18 protein-coding genes are annotated in these 18,159 nt (G+C 53.2%); 5 read left to right on the top strand and 13 right to left on the bottom strand.

Annotation, left to right across the window (positions count from 1 at the left end; translation table 11 throughout):
• Positions 1–35: 35 nt before the first annotated feature.
• Genes On2M_RS15435 through On2M_RS15420 form a run of 4 tightly spaced genes read right to left on the bottom strand, consistent with a single transcriptional unit; the run spans position 36 to position 3,531 of the window.
• On the bottom strand, positions 36–959 hold the full coding sequence (locus On2M_RS15435; protein WP_151219242.1) for a 3-hydroxyacyl-CoA dehydrogenase family protein: 924 nt from the start codon (positions 957–959) through the stop codon (positions 36–38).
• Positions 949–2,154: an acetyl-CoA C-acetyltransferase gene (locus On2M_RS15430; protein WP_210905092.1), complete on the bottom strand. Its 1,206-nt coding sequence runs from the start codon at positions 2,152–2,154 to the stop codon at positions 949–951. Before On2M_RS15430 ends, On2M_RS15435 begins: the two co-directional genes overlap by 11 nt.
• 10 nt (positions 2,155–2,164) lie before the next feature.
• Complete coding sequence (locus On2M_RS15425) at positions 2,165–2,821, bottom strand: CoA transferase subunit B (protein ID WP_151219240.1); 657 nt, start codon at positions 2,819–2,821, stop codon at positions 2,165–2,167.
• Positions 2,822–2,823: 2 nt separating this feature from the next.
• Positions 2,824–3,531 carry a CoA transferase subunit A gene (locus On2M_RS15420; protein ID WP_187259651.1) on the bottom strand — a complete coding sequence of 236 codons (708 nt, stop codon included), beginning with the start codon at positions 3,529–3,531 and terminating at the stop codon, positions 2,824–2,826.
• A gap of 142 nt (positions 3,532–3,673) precedes the next feature.
• On the opposite strand from On2M_RS15420, the gene On2M_RS15415 reads away from it, so the two are divergent.
• On the top strand, positions 3,674–4,564 hold the full coding sequence (locus On2M_RS15415) for a LysR family transcriptional regulator (protein ID WP_210905091.1): 891 nt from the start codon (positions 3,674–3,676) through the stop codon (positions 4,562–4,564).
• Positions 4,565–4,583: 19 nt separating this feature from the next.
• Here the strand turns inward: On2M_RS15415 and On2M_RS15410 are convergent, their stop codons facing one another.
• The 7 genes from On2M_RS15410 to On2M_RS15380 are packed head-to-tail and all read right to left on the bottom strand — an operon-like array spanning position 4,584 to position 11,500.
• Positions 4,584–5,519, bottom strand: coding sequence for an ABC transporter ATP-binding protein (locus On2M_RS15410; RefSeq protein ID WP_210905090.1), 936 nt, complete (start codon positions 5,517–5,519; stop codon positions 4,584–4,586).
• Positions 5,512–6,498 carry an ABC transporter ATP-binding protein gene (locus On2M_RS15405; RefSeq protein ID WP_151219238.1) on the bottom strand — a complete coding sequence of 329 codons (987 nt, stop codon included), beginning with the start codon at positions 6,496–6,498 and terminating at the stop codon, positions 5,512–5,514. Before On2M_RS15405 ends, On2M_RS15410 begins: the two co-directional genes overlap by 8 nt.
• Positions 6,495–7,391 (bottom strand): D,D-dipeptide ABC transporter permease, encoded by an 897-nt coding sequence (gene ddpC / locus On2M_RS15400; protein ID WP_210905089.1) that lies wholly within the window; start codon positions 7,389–7,391, stop codon positions 6,495–6,497. Before ddpC ends, On2M_RS15405 begins: the two co-directional genes overlap by 4 nt.
• Complete coding sequence (locus On2M_RS15395; RefSeq protein ID WP_151219236.1) at positions 7,388–8,410, bottom strand: ABC transporter permease; 1,023 nt, start codon at positions 8,408–8,410, stop codon at positions 7,388–7,390. The genes ddpC and On2M_RS15395 overlap by 4 nt, the downstream gene beginning before the upstream one ends.
• Before the next feature lie 43 nt (positions 8,411–8,453).
• Positions 8,454–10,016 (bottom strand): ABC transporter substrate-binding protein, encoded by a 1,563-nt coding sequence (locus On2M_RS15390; protein WP_151219235.1) that lies wholly within the window; start codon positions 10,014–10,016, stop codon positions 8,454–8,456.
• Positions 10,017–10,031: 15 nt separating this feature from the next.
• Positions 10,032–10,619 (bottom strand): D-alanyl-D-alanine dipeptidase, encoded by a 588-nt coding sequence (gene ddpX / locus On2M_RS15385; RefSeq protein WP_151219234.1) that lies wholly within the window; start codon positions 10,617–10,619, stop codon positions 10,032–10,034.
• 14 nt (positions 10,620–10,633) lie between these two features.
• The gene (locus tag On2M_RS15380; protein ID WP_151219233.1) at positions 10,634–11,500 is read right to left on the bottom strand and encodes a MurR/RpiR family transcriptional regulator; all 867 of its coding nucleotides are present in this window, start codon (positions 11,498–11,500) and stop codon (positions 10,634–10,636) included.
• Between the two features lie 399 nt (positions 11,501–11,899).
• Here On2M_RS15380 and hdeB point away from each other — a divergent pair, with 399 nt between their 5' ends.
• The 4 genes from hdeB to On2M_RS15360 all read left to right on the top strand — a co-directional run bounded on the left by hdeB (position 11,900) and on the right by On2M_RS15360 (position 16,086).
• Positions 11,900–12,229 (top strand): acid-activated periplasmic chaperone HdeB, encoded by a 330-nt coding sequence (hdeB, locus tag On2M_RS15375; protein ID WP_043016321.1) that lies wholly within the window; start codon positions 11,900–11,902, stop codon positions 12,227–12,229.
• 155 nt (positions 12,230–12,384) lie between these two features.
• Positions 12,385–14,328, top strand: a complete 1,944-nt coding sequence (locus On2M_RS15370) for a methyl-accepting chemotaxis protein (protein WP_151219232.1) — start codon at positions 12,385–12,387, stop codon at positions 14,326–14,328.
• A gap of 179 nt (positions 14,329–14,507) precedes the next feature.
• Complete coding sequence (locus On2M_RS15365; RefSeq protein ID WP_151219231.1) at positions 14,508–14,822, top strand: helix-turn-helix transcriptional regulator; 315 nt, start codon at positions 14,508–14,510, stop codon at positions 14,820–14,822.
• Positions 14,815–16,086 carry a type II toxin-antitoxin system HipA family toxin gene (locus tag On2M_RS15360; protein WP_187252418.1) on the top strand — a complete coding sequence of 424 codons (1,272 nt, stop codon included), beginning with the start codon at positions 14,815–14,817 and terminating at the stop codon, positions 16,084–16,086. Before On2M_RS15365 ends, On2M_RS15360 begins: the two co-directional genes overlap by 8 nt.
• A gap of 96 nt (positions 16,087–16,182) precedes the next feature.
• Here the strand turns inward: On2M_RS15360 and On2M_RS15355 are convergent, their stop codons facing one another.
• Together On2M_RS15355 and On2M_RS15350 are read right to left on the bottom strand one after the other, a co-directional pair.
• Entirely contained in the window at positions 16,183–17,550 is a 1,368-nt protein-coding gene (locus tag On2M_RS15355) for a glycoside hydrolase family 10 protein (protein ID WP_187259659.1), read from the bottom strand.
• A gap of 12 nt (positions 17,551–17,562) precedes the next feature.
• The gene (locus On2M_RS15350; RefSeq protein ID WP_210905088.1) at positions 17,563–17,850 is read right to left on the bottom strand and encodes a VF530 family protein; all 288 of its coding nucleotides are present in this window, start codon (positions 17,848–17,850) and stop codon (positions 17,563–17,565) included.
• Positions 17,851–18,159: the final 309 nt, after the last annotated feature.

The following is an 18,159-nucleotide window of genomic DNA, read 5'->3' as shown; positions in this document are numbered from 1 at the left end:
AATATCATTGTTATAGTGGGGTACAGAAAGAGAAGTTACGGTTTCAGGGCAAAGCGCAGCTGATGCTCTCGGCGTTGCTGGATATACTCCTTGCGCGAATCATCCCAGCGATAAAACCCCTGGCCGCTGCGCAAGCCGGTATCACCAGAGGCAACCTTATCCGCGACCAGCGACATCATGTCGCTACCGGTGGCCAGTTCCGGCAGCAGATGCCGACAAATGTCCTGCACCGTAGAAAGTCCGGTCATATCTGCCGCCTCCAGCGGGCCAACCATCGCATAGCGGCGACCGAGCGAGGCGCGCATGACCTGATCCACCACCTCTGCGCTGGCGATACCGCTTTTTACGATATGTAATGCTTCACGCAGCAGCGCAAATTGCAGGCGATTACCGACAAAACCAGGTGCTGCGCGGTCGAGGACGACGGCTTCCAGTTGCATCGAGAGCAGCAGCTGTTGCAGCTCACGCAGGTATTCCGGTTTCGTGGCGGTGCCGGGGACAATTTCGACCAGCGGGATAAAATGTGGCGGGTGCCAGAAATGGGCGATGAGCAGCCGCTCAGGATGGGCGAGCTTTTCTGCCAGCGCATCCGGCGGCAGGCCGCTGGTATTACTGGCAATGACGGCCTCCGGCGCGATCAGTTTTTCCAGTTGCGCATACAACGCGTGCTTGAGCCCGAGCCGCTCCGGGATGGCTTCAATCAGTAATCCGCACGCAGCAATCTCCGGTAGCGAAGTCGTACCGTGCAGACGACTCACAACCTGATCTTTTTCGTCAGCGGCAAACTTTTCGGCGGTGATCAGTTCATCCAGAATACCGCTGGCAACGGCGCCAATTTCAGCAATTCGGTCGCTATCGGTGTCATACAGCCAGACATCGTGACCATAACGAGCAAAGTGGGTGGCAATACCGACGCCCATTAAACCCGCGCCCAATACGCAGACATATTTACTTTGCATGAGGGACCTCCTGCAAACGCTCTACCGCCAGGGCTACGCCCTGACCGCCGCCTACGCACAGCGTAGCCAGCCCTTTGGTCGCGTTACTACGCGCCATTTCGTGCAGCAGCGTCACCAGAATTCGGCAACCTGATGCGCCGATGGGATGGCCCAGCGCAATCGCACCGCCGTTTACGTTCACCCGGTCGCTGTCCCAGTTCAGGGATTCACCAACCGCCAGCGCTTGTGCGGCGAAGGCTTCGTTGGCTTCAATGAGATCGACATCATTCAACGTCCAGCCTGCTCGCTTCAGGCACTGGAGTGTGGCCTCTACCGGCCCAATGCCCATAATGGAAGGGTCGACGCCGGAAACGGCGTAGCCCGCCACCCGGGCAAGAACCGGCAGATTGAGTTCTGCTGCTTTGGCGGCGCTCATCAACATCACTGAGGCGGCACCATCGTTGATTGAAGAGGCGTTCCCGGCGGTCACTGTGCCGTTACCAGGGCGAAACGCTGGTTTGAGCAGCGCCAGCTTCTCAGCCAGGGTATCCGGGCGAGGCTGTTCGTCATGGTTCACAACGCGCGGCGGTTTTTTACCCTGCGGGACGATGACCGGCGTGATTTCCGCGATAAAACGACCGGCTTCCATGGCGGCAGCCGTTTTTTGCTGGGAACGCAGAGCAAAGGCGTCCTGCTGCTCGCGACTGATAACGAATTTATCCGCCAGATTTTCCGCGGTAATTCCCATGTGATAATCGTTGAACGCATCCCACAAGCCGTCATGTACCACGCTGTCTTTCATACTGGCATGGCCCAACCGCAGACCGGCTCGCGCACCGTCGAGAAAATAGGGCGCATTGCTCATGCTCTCCTGACCACCGGCTATTACGATTTGCGCATCGCCGCAGCGAATCGCCTGGACCGCCTGATGCACCGCCTTCAGGCCCGAACCGCACACCAGATTAATGGTTAACGCGGGCGTGGTTGCCGGCAGTCCTGCGCGTAACGCCGTTTGCCTGGCCGGATTCTGGCCGCAGCCTGCCGTTAGTACCTGACCTAAAATCACCTCATCAATTTGTTCAGGCGCCAGGTTGGTTTTTTCCAGCAGAGAACGGATCACTACCGAGCCTAACTCAACGGCGGAAAGCGGCGCCAACGCGCCATGAAAACTGCCAATCGGAGTACGCGTTGCGGCGACAATAACAACATCCTGCATGGTCAGATCCTCAGCTAAATTGCATTTCGGGGACGTTTTCGGGAACGATCAGCTTGCCGGCTGTTCTGGCGACAATCTCATCCACGCTGATGCCCGGCGCACGCTCACGCAGAATGAACGCGCCATCGGCGATCTCCAGCAGCGCCAGATCGGTAAGCACGCGTTTAATGCAGGCCACGCCGGTCAGCGGCAGGGTGCAGGAGGGAAGCAGTTTCGACTCACCACTTTTGGAGGCATGCGTCATCACCACGATGATGTTGTCAGCACCAGCAACCAAATCCATCGCGCCCCCCATGCCTTTCACCATTTTTCCGGGGATCATCCATGAGGCGATATTGCCGTTAACATCCACTTCAAACGCGCCGAGTACCGTCAGATCGACGTGGCCACCGCGGATCATGGCGAAGGATTGCGCCGAGTCGAAGATCGCCGCGCCTTTGCGCGCTGTAACGGTCTGTTTTCCGGCATTGATCATGTCTGCATCAATTTCGTCTTCCGTGGGGAACGGGCCCATACCCAGCAAACCGTTTTCTGATTGCAGCATGACATCCATGCCATCGGGAATGTAGTTCGCCACCAGAGTGGGAATACCAATCCCAAGGTTGACGTAATAACCGTCGCGCAGCTCGCGGGCGACACGCATCGCCATTTGTTCACGCGTTAACATGGTCAGGCTCCTTTGTGGCGAAGGGTGCGTTGTTCAATACGTTTTTCAAATTGCCCCTGAATAATGCGGTTAACAAAAATTCCTGGGGTGTGAATAGCGGCGGGGTCAAGCTCTCCGGGAGGGACAATTTCTTCGACTTCCACGACGGTGATTCGCCCGGCCGCGGCCATCAGTGGATTAAAATTCTGTGCGGTGTGACGGTAAATAACGTTGCCGTACCAGTCGGCTTTCCAGCCCTTAACCAAGGCAAAATCACCAGTAATTGCCTGCTCCAGGATGTACGGGCGTCCGGCAAATTCACGAACTTCTTTTCCTTGTGCGACCGGGGTTCCGTAGCCGGTTGCGGTAAAGAATGCCGGGATCCCCGCGCCGCCTGCCCGAAGTTGCTCCGCCAACGTGCCTTGCGGCGTCAGGATAGCGTCCAGTTCGCCGTTGAGTACCTGCTGCTCAAACAGAGCGTTCTCACCCACATAGGATGCGACAACTTTACGCACCTGCCGCGTTTCCAGCAGTACACCAAGGCCAAAACCATCCACGCCGCAATTGTTTGACACCACCGTAAGCCCCTGAACTTTCCGACGGCGTACTTCGGCAATCAGGTTCTCAGGGATCCCACATAAACCAAAACCGCCCGCCAGCAGCGTCATGTTATCGGTCAGTCCTTCCAGCGCCTCTTGATAAGTGGCAACCCGTTTATCCAGTCCAGCCATACACTTGCCCCTCCAGTTGTCCTTGCCGACATCATTGGGGGTGAAAAATGATTTGTTAATTTTAAATTTGTGACTCAATCATTGGGTTTTTTTATCAATTTAATGTTAATTAAAGGTATTCAACAAGTTAAGGGAATGCGAAATGGGAATGAGCATCAAACAGTTACGCGCGTTTTTAGCGGTAGCTCACACTCTGAATTTTGCTCATGCCAGTGAAAGACTGAATATGTCGCAACCCGCATTAAGCCTGGCGATTAAAGGACTGGAGGATTCCCTGGGCGGGGCGTTACTGTTGAGAACCACCCGCAAAGTGACCCTGACGCAGGAGGGAGAAACGCTGCTGAACATGGGACGACAACTGCTGGCGGACTGGGAGAATACGGAAGAGGCAATGCGCCAACACTTTACGCTGCAGCGCGGTAAAATCTCGATTGCCGCCATGCCTTCATTTGCCGCTAACGTCCTGCCATCGGTACTGAAAACATTTCGTGACTCTTACTCTGGTATCAACGTAACGGTACACGATGTGATCAACGAACAGGTGATTGAGATGGTCAGCGAAGGGCGGGTAGAGATGGGTATCGCCTTTGAGCCTGACTACTCAGGTCATCTGCATTTCACGCCGCTCGGCGTGGATCGTTTTATTGCGATTGTGCCGCCGACATGCCGACTGGCGGGGAGGGATCGTATTGCGTGGCGCGAACTGCTGACGCTGGATTTCATCACCCTGCAACGGCCTTCCGCCGTGCGTCTGATGCTGGAAGAACAGCTGGTACAAAGCGGGCATACGCTGGAGGTGGCGCTGGAGAGCCATCAACTGGTGACAGTTGGTCGCCTGGTGGCGAGTGGACTGGGCGGCAGCGCCGTGCCAGCATTGTGCCGTACGCAAATGACCGAGCTGGGCGCAATCTGTATCGATCTGGATACGCCGGTGATCCAACGTCGGATCGGCGTTTTGCGTTCGGCACATCATAAGTTATCTACCGCCTCTGAAGTGCTGGTGGATTCACTGAAAAAGGCGTATCGCACCTGACTTTTCTCAACGGCTCAGGTCATGTAACCGCCCGCCAGCAGCGAACGTCACATCCGGTATCACATTTCAATAATGCCTGTTTCTTCTCACAACCGCTGGTCGCAAGCGGGCATCTGTCACGGAAAAAACAGCCCTCTGGCAGAGTTCGATTTCCCGGAAGTTCGGTTTTCCGCAACACTAAATCTTCCGCCAACGGCGCTCCCGTTTTAGGGACGGAGTCCAACAATAATCGCGTGTAGGGATGGGCGGGTTGAGTGAGAACCTGCTGCGCATCGCCCAGCTCAACAATTTGCCCGAGGTACATTACCGCCACGCGGTCGCTCATATGGCGGACCACCGACACATTGTGCGAGATCAGCACGTAGGTCAGGTTTCTGCGCGCCTGCAGTGACACCAGCAGGTTAAGTATTTGCGCCTGTACGGAGATATCCAGTGCCGAAGTGGGTTCATCAAGTACGATAACATCCGGCTCTGACGATAGCGCCCGGGCGATGGCAATACGCTGACGTTGTCCACCGGAAAACGCATGCGGCAGACGATCGAGATATTCTGGGCGGATTCCCACCTGTTGGGCCAAATCTTCGGCAAGCATGCGGCGCTCACGTTCCGGATTCCGTTTTTGGATCCATACCGGCTCAGTGATAGTTCGCCACACCGGTAAGCGAGGATCCAGCGATGAAAGAGGATCCTGAAATACCATCTGCATACCGTTATGTTGCGTGTCACCACGGCGGCCATAGTTTCCCTTACTGGGTTTCAGCATGCCCATCAGCAGTTGTGCCAGCGTACTTTTTCCGCAACCAGACTCGCCAACAATTCCCAGCGTTTCCCCTTGTCGGATCTGTAAATCCAGACCGTTGAGCGCATGTACTCGCTCCGTTACTTTGCCGAGCCAGTTTTTACGCGCAGGGAAGTTGACATGGACATCCTGCAGATCCAGTAAAAAGTCAGACATGTGTTGTCTCCAGTTGCGGGTACCAGCAGGCAGATTGTTGCTCCGCGCCTCCCTGACTGCTTAACGCGGGTGTTTCTTCACAGCGAGGACCAGCGGCAAAGCAGCGCTCGCGAAATGCGCATCCCGCCGGCAAGCAGGTTAAATTCGGCACGGTGCCGGGGATCGCAGGTAGCAATGCGCGCGGCTCGCCGTGTTCGGGGGCGCATTTCAACAGGCCAATAGAATAAGGATGCGTCGGGTGTTGAATAACGGTTTGCGTCGGGCCACTCTCAATCACGCTTCCGGCATACATGACGTATAACCGATCGCATAGCTGTGAAACCACAGCCATATCATGGCTGATAAATAACACGGCAGTACCGCTGGCTCGCGCTTTTAATTTCAGTAACCGCAGCACCTGCAGTTGCACCGTGACGTCCAACGCGGTGGTTGGTTCATCGGCAATAATAAGCTCTGGCTCGCAGGAAAAGGCCAGCGCGATCATGACACGCTGGCGCATCCCGCCGGAAAGCTCAAACGGGAAACGTTTCATGACTTCCGACGCGTCCGGGATTTGCATCTCTTCGAGTAAAGCGATGGCTTTCTGACGGGCATCCGTGCGGCTCAACGCCTGATGATGACGGATAACCTCCACCATTTGCTGACCGATACGTCGGGTTGGATTCAGTGCCGTCATGGGTTCCTGAAAAATCATCGCGACGCGTGCGCCGCGCCATTGACGCATTTGTTTCTCGCTGGCATTGAGCACATCTTCACCCAGCAGCGAAACGCGTCCCTGGTGAATATGATAACTACCCTCCGGCAGCAGACGCATAGTGAGCATGGCCGTCACGGACTTACCGGAACCGGATTCACCCACCACGCCAACGATCTCTCCGCGGTTGATGTGTAACGAGACATGGTTCAGCGCATGCACCTCAGCTTTATAGCCGGGGAAACTCAAATGTAAATCTTCGATTTCCAGCACGGGTTGTGTCATGACTGTTTTCCTCCGGCTTTCGGATCCAGCAGATCGCGAATACCATCGCCAAAGAGATTAAAGCCCACGGCGGTAATCAGAATGGCCGCGCCGGGGAAAGCGCAATACCACCACTGATCAAGCACATAATTGCGGCCAATTGCGACCATCGCGCCCCATTCAGCGCTCGGTTGCTGTGCGCCCAAACCAATAAACCCGAGCGTGGCAGCCATCAGGATCGCACTGCCGATATCCAGCGAAGCCTGCACGATGAGTGGGGGCAGAGAATTACGTAAAATGTGCCAGCTAATAAGATGCCAGCGTGAAGCCCCGTAAGTGCGCGCCGCCTGTACATAGGTGAACTGACGCACCACTAACGTTTGACCGCGGGCGAGGCGCACATAAAAAGGAATTCTTACGATCGCAATCGCCAGCATGGCGTTAAACAAGCTTGGACCCAGCGCGGCAGCCAGCGCCATCGTCAGCACCAGCGAGGGAATAGACAGCATAATGTCCATCATGCGCATAATGATCGCATCTGCACGTCCGCCCATAACACCTGACAGGCAGCCCAGCAGTGAACCCGCTCCTCCGGCAATACCCACTACCACCAGACCCGCAACGACCGACTGCTGGCTCCCCACCAGAACGCGGCTGAACAGATCGCGGCCAACTTCATCGGTACCAAACCAGTGAGTTGCTGACGGGGGCAGCAGGCGCGCACTTAAATCGATGGCGTTTGGGTCGTGAGGGGTTATCCACGGCGACAGCACCATCAACAGCAGTATCAATACGATGATGACCCCGCCAACCAACGTCAGCGGGCTGCTTTTCATCATCCAGAACAGTTTGGACCAGTCCGTGCGACGGCGAACGGTCAGCGGTGCCGCGGGCGTTTCTTGTGTGAGCATCATTGTGCGCCTCCACGTCCAATTCGAGGGTCCACCCACAAATAGAGCAAGTCCACCACCAGGTTGACCAGCACATAGGCGAAGGAGACCACCACGGCAAATCCCATTACCGCCGGGAAGTCGAGCGCCTGAATTGATGTCACTACCCAGGCACCCATCCCCGGCCAGGCGAAGACCGTTTCGGTCAGCACCGCACCGTAGAGCAGATCGCCCAGCGCCAGGCCGAGGACAGTGATTGATGGAATGAGTGCGTTAGGCAATGCATAGCACAGCACGATGTACCAGCCCGGTAACCCGCTGGCGCGAGCGGTACGAATGTAATCTTCACTGAGTTGCTCCAGCATGGCAGAGCGAATCTGGCGGGCAACGATTCCGAGATGCACAAAAGCCAGCGTCAGCGACGGCAGGATCAGATGCTGAAGCGCATTGAAAAAGACTTCGCCATTGCCTTCCAGCAGTGCATCAATCAGGTAGAACCCGGTGACGTGAGCGGGTGGATCCAGCCAGTCGTCTAAACGCCCGCCGCCGGGTAAAATTTGCAGATGACCATAAAACAGCACAATAACCCCCAGCCCCAGCCAGAATGCAGGCGTAGAGATGCCGGTGATCGCCATCAGGCGAACGAGGTGATCAAGCCAGCGGTTGCGCCAGACCGCAGATAAAATGCCCAACGGAATACCGATGAGCAGCGCCAGCAACAAGGAGCAGAAAGCCAGCTCAAGGGTGGCGGGGAAGAAGATGCGTAGCTCATCCAGTACCGGACGGCCGGTACGAATGGAAGTGCCTAAATCGCCATGGAAAATATCGCTGACGTAGCGAAAAAACTGAACATACAACGGCTGGTTCAGCCCTAGCTGTTGGCGAATATTTTCGACAATTTCATCACTGGCGCGATCGCCTGCCAGCAGCCGTGCGGGGTCGCCAGGTATCAGGTGTGAAATAATAAAGGTGATTACGCAAACACCGATCACCACCAGAATAAGTCCCCAGCATCGCTGGCGTAAAATGCTCCAGAACGTCATTAGCTTCCCCTTGCGGAGCCGAGCGGCTCCGCATCAACGTGGCTTATTTACTCATGGTGGAGATATTGAAGACCTGTTCCAGCATGGGGTTGAATACAAATCCTTTAACGTCTTTGTTCATCGCCAACTGATAATTTTTCTGGAATAAATAAACGTAGGCAGCTTCATCAATTACGATGGTTTGCGCCTGCTGGTAATCCTTGGTTCTGGCCGCCTGATCGGTGGTCGCCAGGGCGCTACGCAGCAGCTTATCGACTTCACTGTTTTCGTAGAAGGAGCGGTTACCGGGTAAACCTTTCTTGTCTGACTCAAACCAGTAATTCATAAACATGTACGGGTCGGCAAAATCCGGGCTCCAGTTGCCAATGGCAATGTCGTAATCTCCCTTACCTACACGGTCACGCATGGTGGCGTTTGCCAGTTTCTCCAGCTTCACCTTAATACCCAGTTTGCCAAGACTTGCCTGAGTGGCGAGCGCGATAGGTTCCCAGTTAGGGTCATTATCAGAGTACAGGAAGCTCAGGCTTTCAGGTTTGCTGGCAACGTTGTCCCACGCCGCTTTCGCTTTGGCCTCATCAAAACTGTACTGCATGGCCTTGTCGTCAAAACCCCACATGCCTTCAGGGATCGGACCACGCATTTGCTTCCCGTTGCCGCTGAGGATCCCATTTACCATGCCTTTATAATCGGTGGCCCACGAGATGGCGCGGCGTAAATCCACCTGATTGAGCGGCGCTTTACTGTTGTTCAAATACAGATAGGTCACGCGCAGTGAGGGATAATCCGCTACGTTAACTTTGCCTTCCTGTTTTAAAGCGGCAAGCTGGTCAACTGGAAGCGCATCGGCAATGTCGATATCGCCACGTGACAATTGCAGTCGGCGGGAGGCGCTTTCACCGATGATTTTTACCGAAACCCGCTTAAACGAAGGTTTTTCACCGGCATAATACGGGTTAGGAACCAGCACCAACTGCTGTCCTTTTTGCCAGCTTTTAAGCATGAACGGACCAGAGCCTGCCGTGTTTTGCGCCAGGAATCCGCGGGCATCGTCTGCAGCATGCTCTTTTAAAATGGCCGGGTTAATGATTGAGGCTCCGTCATTCGCCAGCGTATACAGGAACGGCGCAAACGGCTGACTGAGGGTAAACTTCACCGTCGTGTTATCGATAGCCTCAACCTTCAGATCTTTCGGGAATGCTTCTGCAGGGCCCTGGCCAATTTTGAGCAAGCGTTCAAAAGATTGCTTTACCGCATCAGCCGTTACCGGCGTCCCGTCGGCGAATTTGGCATCGTTTTTCAGGGTAAACGTCCACTCTTTCTGGTCGTCAGAGGCTTTCCAGCCGCTGGCTAAATCACCTTCAACTTCCGTGGAGCCTTTACCGCCGTCGGTTTTGTACTGAACCAGTCGCTGATAAGAGGGGTAGGTGACCGTCCAGTCGTTGTTATCGATGGTCACGGCGGGATCGAGCGTTTGTGGATCGGCTGCTTTACCAATCACCAACATATCTTTGGGAACGGCGGCCTGTGCGGCGGGCAGGGCAAACGCCAGCGCAACGGCAATCAGAGCGGGGCGAAAAAACGCGTTTAACGCAGGTGTAGTCTTCATAACCAGGCTCCAGAATCAAAGGGGATGTTGTGTTGCTGTGGGAGTGACAGTGTAACAATCTATCTGATCGTCAAGCAGCGGATAGCGGGCGGCATCAGGTAATTCAAAATGCCACCACTCGCTGTTGATACCGACAAAGCCGCCGCCGAACATAATGGCATTGAGCAGTAGGCGATTACGCTGTGCAATCGGAGGAACAGACGGATGCCAGGCATGGGAACGGTCGTGCATTTCATCAAAACCGGCTCCCATATCAAGGACCTTGCCGCGATCGTCCATTAACGTAACGTCAATAGCCGTACCGCGGCTGTGATTAGAACCAATCGCCACATCGACAACGTACTGAGGATCCGGACACGCATTCCACAGCACCGCCTGTGCCTGCTGCGGGCGATACGCGTCGTACACAACAAGCTTCAGGCCCGCCAGTTGCGCAATACTGATGCTTTTAGCCAGCGCGGTTACCGCCTCGGTGTGCAACAGACAACGTGCTTCCCGGTAAATTGGCGCACCGGTAATGTTATCTGCAGTAGCGTATTTAAGATCGATATGCAGTGACGGGAATATCACTGACAGATCGACCAGTTCTGGGGTCTCTGACATAGCACGTTTCCTGTTTATTGTTCAAATTGACCAAATTGTTGTTGTAACTGGCGATTGGTTTGCAGGCGTTCTGTGAGGGAGTCACCCAGTTGTGCCACCACCGCAGAGAGTAATAAGTTGAACAGACAGCTCACCGGTGCCAGTGAATCCCAGAAATGCCCGGTGTCAGTTTTCACCTGAAGCAAATCAATGGAATAGTCTCTGGCCCACGGGCACCACACATCGGTGACCAGCGCCAGCGGAATGCAGCGCTCTGTGGCGATACGGCAATATTGTCTGGAGACCGCAGAGTAGGCGCGCATATCGGTGATCACTACGTAAGGCTGGGTGAAACCCGAATTCAGTGATTCCACCCAACTGCCTGAAAGCCCTTCGGAGTAGCTGACTTTAGGCCGCAGGTATTCCAGATGGCTGAAAAAAGCGTTGGCGATCCCGCGGGTAGACTGGATCCCAAGGATAAACACGGCTTCCGCATGCGCCAGCTGTTGCGCAATGCGTAAAAATGTCTCGCCCTGAGCAAGCTGATAAACGTGGGTAATAGCGTCGATTTCCAGTAACAGCGACTGCTGCGCGCGATCGGGCAGACTTTGTTGCTGGTGCCAGGAGTCCAACCGCTCGTTCATACCCCAGGGCTGATAGGGAACTACGGGTAGTTCTCGCAGGCTGGCTTTTGCATCTTCCAGATTGCGAAAGCCCAGTTTACGCAGATAGCGTCCAACGGTAATGCCGCTGGTTCCGGTCGCCTTCGCGATACCATCCGCCGTCTCAAAAGGGATCTGTACAGCATGGGCTAACAGCCATCCGGCCACGCGCTTTTCGCTGGGCGTCAGCTGGCTAAAGGTCTGCTCTATGCGGGTAAATAACTCAGGTTTCGCTGTCATTACTTTCTCGCTGTTAGTTGTCTGTCAGATTACGGCTCACTGTTAGCGAATTAACAATGCAGGACGCGTGCCAGGCTGGTAACAGCGGCATGCTGGCTGTTTTTGTTAAAATTCAACTCAAATTCGTTAACCAATGATCAACATTTGTGCAGCGTAGTTCAGTTTTGGTGCAGTGACAGGGGTATGGAGTATGAATCTACTGATTTCGTCGGAACGATCACATTGTGGCCACGTTTTGCGCTCGAACATCAGAATCAGTAATGTGAAATATAAATTTCAGCCATATCCATGGTGTTGATCTTTATTCTTATGAAGGTAGGGGTATTATTTTTTGCGAACTACATTAACGGTTTGAAGCGCAAGTGTAGATATTATTTATATTATAAATGGAGTACTACAATGAATAAATTCTCCCTTTCTACAGCAGGTATTCTGGTCGCAGCGCTGTTAACCAGTGTCAGCGTCAATGCAGCAACTGATAACGCTAAAACTGAAGTGACTCCGAAAGGCATGAGCTGCCAGGAGTTTATTGATTTGAACCCGCAAACTATGGCTCCAGTGGCTTTCTGGGTGCTCAATGAAGACGAAGACTTCAAAGGTGGTGATTACGTAGACTATAACGAAACCGTCACTACCGCAGTTCCTCTGACCGTTGAACTTTGTAAAAAACATCCGCAGAGTGAATTAAGTAAAATAAAAGACGAAATCAAAAAAGAATTATCAAAATAAGATTAAGTTGTTATTTAAACCCAGTCCAAGTGCTGGGTTTTGCTATTCGTGACAACGTCACTTATTTATTTTGTGATACTTAAGAAAACTTTATAAAGATATAAACGCCTGTGCCGATACTGGATAAAACTTAGCCTTTCGCACAAGGAGTTTGTATGGCCTGGTATCCCACTCGTATTTCAACGCGTTTAACCATCGGCGGCATTCTGCTGCTTGCAGTCACGACGCTTGTTATTGTGGCGATTATGCTCTGGCGTGGTCAGCCGCGCGTTGTTGAAATCAACACAGCACTGATCGAAGAAACAGGGCAAGGTTTAACCCGTCAACTGAGTACCGTGTTGTCCCGAATTGAAGGCGAGACCGTCAGCCTGTCACGACTGGCTGAAGTATTGCCCAACGATGAATCCCTCTACCAAAGCGTCGTTCCACATCTGATTGGCGAAAGTAAAGACTCGATTATTACCGGCGGCGGCATTTGGCCAGAACCAGGCGCCTTTACCGCTGGCGTGGAGAAGCGCAGCTTTTTCTGGGCGCGTAATGCGGAAGGTAAACTGGTGTATTCCAACGACTATAACGTCGAAGGATCAAGCGGATACCATAATGAAAGCTGGTATCAGCACGCCAAAAACCATTCACAAAACAGCTGCCTATGGTCTGATGTGTATCAGGACGCCAGTTCGGGCGTCAACATGGTAACGTGCAGCGTGCCATATCAACTGGCGGGCAAGTTTGCCGGGGTTGCTACCACCGATATTCGTCTGGATAACGTCGCCACCTTTATGCAACAGCAGGGAAACAGCACCGGAGGTTACGCGTTTGTGGTGGACAAACAGGGGCAAATTCTCTACTTCCCGCAGGCCGATTTGGCAAAATATAAAACCATTAATGAACTGGCGCAAAGCGCGCAATGGCTTATCCCGGTGGAAAACGGCCTGAAATCTCTCCGCCCGACAGATGGGGTGAAGACTATTACGCTTGCAAACGACAACGTTCTGAATACGGCGTCCCGGGTGATGCTGTTCCCGATGGCAGATACCGGTTGGGTAGTGGGACTGGTGACGCCTGAATCACGTATCGTCGGCCTTGCTAAAGTGATGATGCAGGACGTACTGGAAGTGTTGATCCCGATTATGACGCTGTTGCTGGTTGGATCCTGGCTAGTGGTTCGCCGACTGATTTCGCGTCTCGATGATACTCGTCAGGCACTTGATGACATTGCACAGGGAGAAGGCGATCTTACCCGTCGCCTGGATGTGCGTGGTAAAGATGAGATTTCAGCCATCGCCGAAGCGTTTAACCTGTTCGTCGATAAAATCGCAGCCGTCCTGATCACCGTCAGAAGCAGTAGCGTGGTAGTGGCGAATAACGCCGTCAGTCTGGCAGACAGTAATATGGAACTTTCATCTCGCGTAACGCAGCAGGCCGCGGCGCTGGAAGAGAGTTCAGCGGCGATGGAACAATTAAACGCAACCGTTCATCAAAATGCCAGTAATACACAACTGGCGGATGAACTCTCCGATAGCACAGCGCAAACGGCCAACCGCTGCGGCGATGTGATGCAGGGCGTTATCTCTACGATGGACAACGTCAGCGCGTCATCCGGCAGAATGGTAGAAATTGTTGCAGTCATCGACAGCATTGCGTTCCAGACCAATATCCTCGCCCTCAACGCTGCGGTTGAAGCCGCCAGAGCGGGTGATGCAGGCAGAGGCTTTGCCGTTGTGGCCTCCGAAGTGCGCACGCTGGCCCAGCGAAGTGCCACCGCTGCACAGGAAATAAAAGCGTTGATAGATGAATCCGTTTCTCATGTTGGTAGCGGAAGCCAGCAAATTCACCATGCGGGCGAACGTCTGGGAGAACTGGTCAGCAATGTACGTCAGGTACGTCAGCTGATGGGGGAAATTCGTGTGGCAGGTGAAGAACAGCGTAAGGGCGTTTCAGAAGTTACGCTGGCCGTTACCGAAATGGACAGCACCGTTCAGCAAAACGCCTCGTTAATTGATGATGCCGCCGCACGTACGCAGGCATTGAAAGAGGAGGCGGAACAGTTGGCGTTGTTGGTCTCGTCATTCAGATTGCCTGAGCCTTCAGTTGCCTGATAACGACACGATATCCGGGTGCAAACGTTGTGCCCGGATAACTCCAGTATAATGATGCTTAACCACGAATTATCGATTTAACTCCTTTTTATTGTGTCTTACAAAACTTTGAATCATTCCTCGCTTAACTCTATAATATTGGGTGTAAAGTCTATTTTATCCCTATAAGAGCCAATATTATGGATTTAATGCTCAATACAGCAGCCGATATCGTCAAACTACTTTGCGACAGATTGCGTAAGGAACGACTCGCGCGGCAAATGACGCAGGCTGATGTTGCCGCGCGTTCAGGGGTCGGTGTGAATACCGTTTCAAATCTGGAAGCGGGTAAGAATGTAGGATTTGAGAATCTGGTCAAAGTCGCGATGGTGTTAGGCTATGGTGAGGCGCTGGAGGGCTTATTTAAACCCAGGATTGACAGTCTGGATGATATTTTGCGTTACGAGAAGAGCGCAGCACGCCAGCGGGTGAAAAGGAAAAATACTGATGCCTGAGCAAGTCGATGTCTTTTATGAAGGCTGGGGTGAAAAATGGTTGTGGGGAAAACTGGTGTCTTCCACAGCCCTGACCGGACGCCCGTTGATCGCTTTTGAATACAGTGAAGACGCCATACGTAAGGGGCTGGAGCTGTCCCGGCTAACGTTACCGCTGAACGGTCCCCGTTTACGCAGGGATTTCCCGGCTCATCAATTGGGATTACCTGGTCCCGTGTACGATTCGCTACCTGATGGCTGGGGGATGCTGTTGATGGATCGGTTATTTAAACGCCGTGGACTCAACGCAGCGCGCATAGGACCTCTGGAGAGGTTAACCTGGGTCGGCAATAACGCAATGGGTGCCATGACGTTCCGGCCCGTTCAGTCAGATGTCGAGAAACTTTCAAAAGAGGATGTTCCTCTTGAACAACTGGCATCTGAGGTTCAGGAAGTCCTGAGTGGAGAAGGCGGGGAATTCTTGCAAAAACTTCTCCAGATGGGAGGTTCACCACAAGGGGCAAGGCCAAAAGCGTTACTTTATCGTGACAGTGTCACGTCAAAATTCACCACTGTGCCCCTCCCGGGGAGCGAAAGCTGGTTGATTAAATTTCCTGCCAGGCACGAGCATGCCGAGGTATGTGCCATCGAAGCAGTATACGCAGAATGTTTGCGGCAATGTGGGATTACCACGCCAGATACAGCGTATTTCAATCTGCCTGACGAGCAGGCGGCGTTTGCTACCCGCCGTTTCGACCGTGACCAGTCGGTCCGTATTCCTATGCAGAGTCTGGCGGCATTTACCGGTGCAAATTACCAGATACCCGGTGCTTTAGATTACCGGGATTTTCTGCGCGCCACACAGATTTGTACCAATGATGTCAGAGAAAAAGCGAAAGCGTTCGAACGCGTGGTTTTCAACGTGGCATTTAACAACCGCGATGATCATCCCAAAAACTTTGCCTATTTAATGTCAGCCGACGGAAACTGGACTTTGGCCCCGGCTTACGACGTGACCTGGTGCGAAGGGCCAGGCGGATATCACCAAATGGACGTGCTGGGAGAAGCGCTGGATATCGAAAGAAAGCACCTGCAGCAGCTTGGCGAACAGGAAGCCGAGCTATCAGCTGAGCATGTGAACGCCATAATCGACAAGATCTGCCACTATGCGACAGCGCTAAGCGTTACAGCCAAAGACAAATACGCCGATCAGATAACACAAACTACGCTGAATACGATACAGAAACAGATTAATGATAATGTCCGCAGGTTAATGTCCAGGTGATGCCGAGACAGTCGCCACGCGGACTGAAGACGTCGGCCTGAGCGGGGAAAAATTTCCCCGCTACATTTCCCCGCTAAACAGACCAGAGGACAACCATTAACGTCCCCAACGGTTGCGAATATAAGTTACCGCTTCCTGCGTTTGCGGTTGGTTAAGATAATCTTCGCGAAACAGAATAGTGCCGTTAATGTGCGGTTCCGACTCGTTCAGATCGAGCTGTTTTTTTAACTCTGGTACACCGCCTTTAACCGTCCAGTCTGGTTCTTTTCGCGACGGCTCGCCGACTTTGTAAAGCGCCACCCCTATATAGAGGCGAGTGTTGGTTGATTTCACGACATCTGCCCACCATTTTGCCAGCACATCGTATCGTGCCGCATCGCGGGCGAAGGGCCAGTACAGTTGCGGGGCGATATAGTCCAGTAGCCCCAGTTGCACCCAGCGGCGGGTATCGGCGTATGATTCATCATACGCTGCCGCGCCGCGCGTGTCGGACCCCGCTGGATCGTGCGAACGGTTGCGCCACACACCCGCAGGGCTGACGCCAAACTCGACTTCAGGTTTGAGTTTCTTGATGGTTTGTGAAACCTGGGCGATCAGACGTTGCGTGTTATCACGCCGCCAGTCTGCTTTGGATGCGAATTCCTGGCCGTATCGTCTGAAAGTCTGGCTGTCGTTGAGCGCAGAACCGGGAGACTCGGTATAGAAGTAATCATCAAACTGCACGCCGTCAATCGGGTAATTCTCAACCACTTCAGCCACGATGCTGGTTATCCAGTCGCGAACTTCCGGAATGCCGGGATCTAACACAAAACGCTCGCCCGAGGTGCGGATCCAGTCCCGATGCAGAACATAAACGCTGGAAGGCGTCTGTGACAACGTATTGTTTAATTCGGTGATTGTCGAAGGTTTGGTGTTCACGGATACGCGGTAGGGGTTAAACCACGCATGGACTTTCATGCCGCGTTTATGCGCTTCATCAAGCATAAACTGGAGCGGATCGTAGCCCGGATCCTGACCAATCGTTCCCGTCAGAGTATCTGACCACGGCAAGATTTTTGATTGCCATAGCGCGGTGGCATCAGGCTTTACCTGGAAAAAAACGGTATTAATACCAAGACGTTTCAGATTGTCCAGCTTGTCAGTCAGCGCTTTTTGCTGCTGGCTGATGCGAACGCCAGGCGAACTGATGTTGACAGATGAAATCGGTGGCCAGTCCAGACGCGAAACCGTTGCCAGCCAGATACCGCGCACTGGCTCTTTGCTCTGCTGTGATTTGTTTACCGGAGTCTGTGGGGTGATTTTGGAACCTGGCGGCTGTGAAGAACAACTGCCGAGTAGCAACATACTACCTACCAGCAGCGTGAACCATTTCATGTTGGTGAGCGGCAGTCTGGCTCGGGAACGGGCGAGTAAATTCGCCAATTTTTTTTGATAATTTCCTGAAATAAAACCGGATGCAGACATCAGATTTGGCTCTTATTTCTTCTTGTTGCGGCTGTTAGCCCAGGGATCAATGGCCGGTTCGACGGTGTTATTTGAGGCCTGGTCATCCAGAGAATCAAGGTACAGCGCTTCAACTTCTGCCCGCGCCCACGGCGTACGACGCAGAAACTTCAGACTGGATTTAACGCTCGGTTCATTTTTAAAACAGTTGATGTTAATGCGTTGTGCCAGCTCAGCCCAACCGTAACGATCAACCAGTGCATTGACCTGCATTTCAAGCGTTACGCCATGTAAAGGGTCTTTAGAAATATGAGCATTCATATGAAGTCCAGTTCAGTGGTTCCAGATTTTGTCAGTAGTGCGACGGAAAGAAGGTTACAAGAAAGCAAAGCTGCCAGCAATGGCAGAAACCGGTATGACGCGCAAGCAGAACGCCATACCGGCAATGGAGGGTTCAATACTCTTTAAAGGCCAGTTTCAGACGGGCAATTAACAGTTTAAACAGGTAACTCATCAAGGTTCGTTCACCGGTCTTGATCGTCACGCTGGCGGGCATTCCCGCTTTAATTTTTAATTCGTTCTGTGGGGATTTCAGTTTGGCAATGTTAATTGAAGCTTCAATTCATGAGA

Origin of the sequence: Citrobacter sp. On2M (genome assembly GCF_018035235.1) — a bacterium.
GTDB classification, from domain to species: Bacteria; Pseudomonadota; Gammaproteobacteria; order Enterobacterales; family Enterobacteriaceae; genus Citrobacter; species Citrobacter meridianamericanus.
The sequence above is the reverse complement of the archived record's forward strand: the minus strand, read 5'-3'. Positions and strand labels throughout refer to the sequence as shown.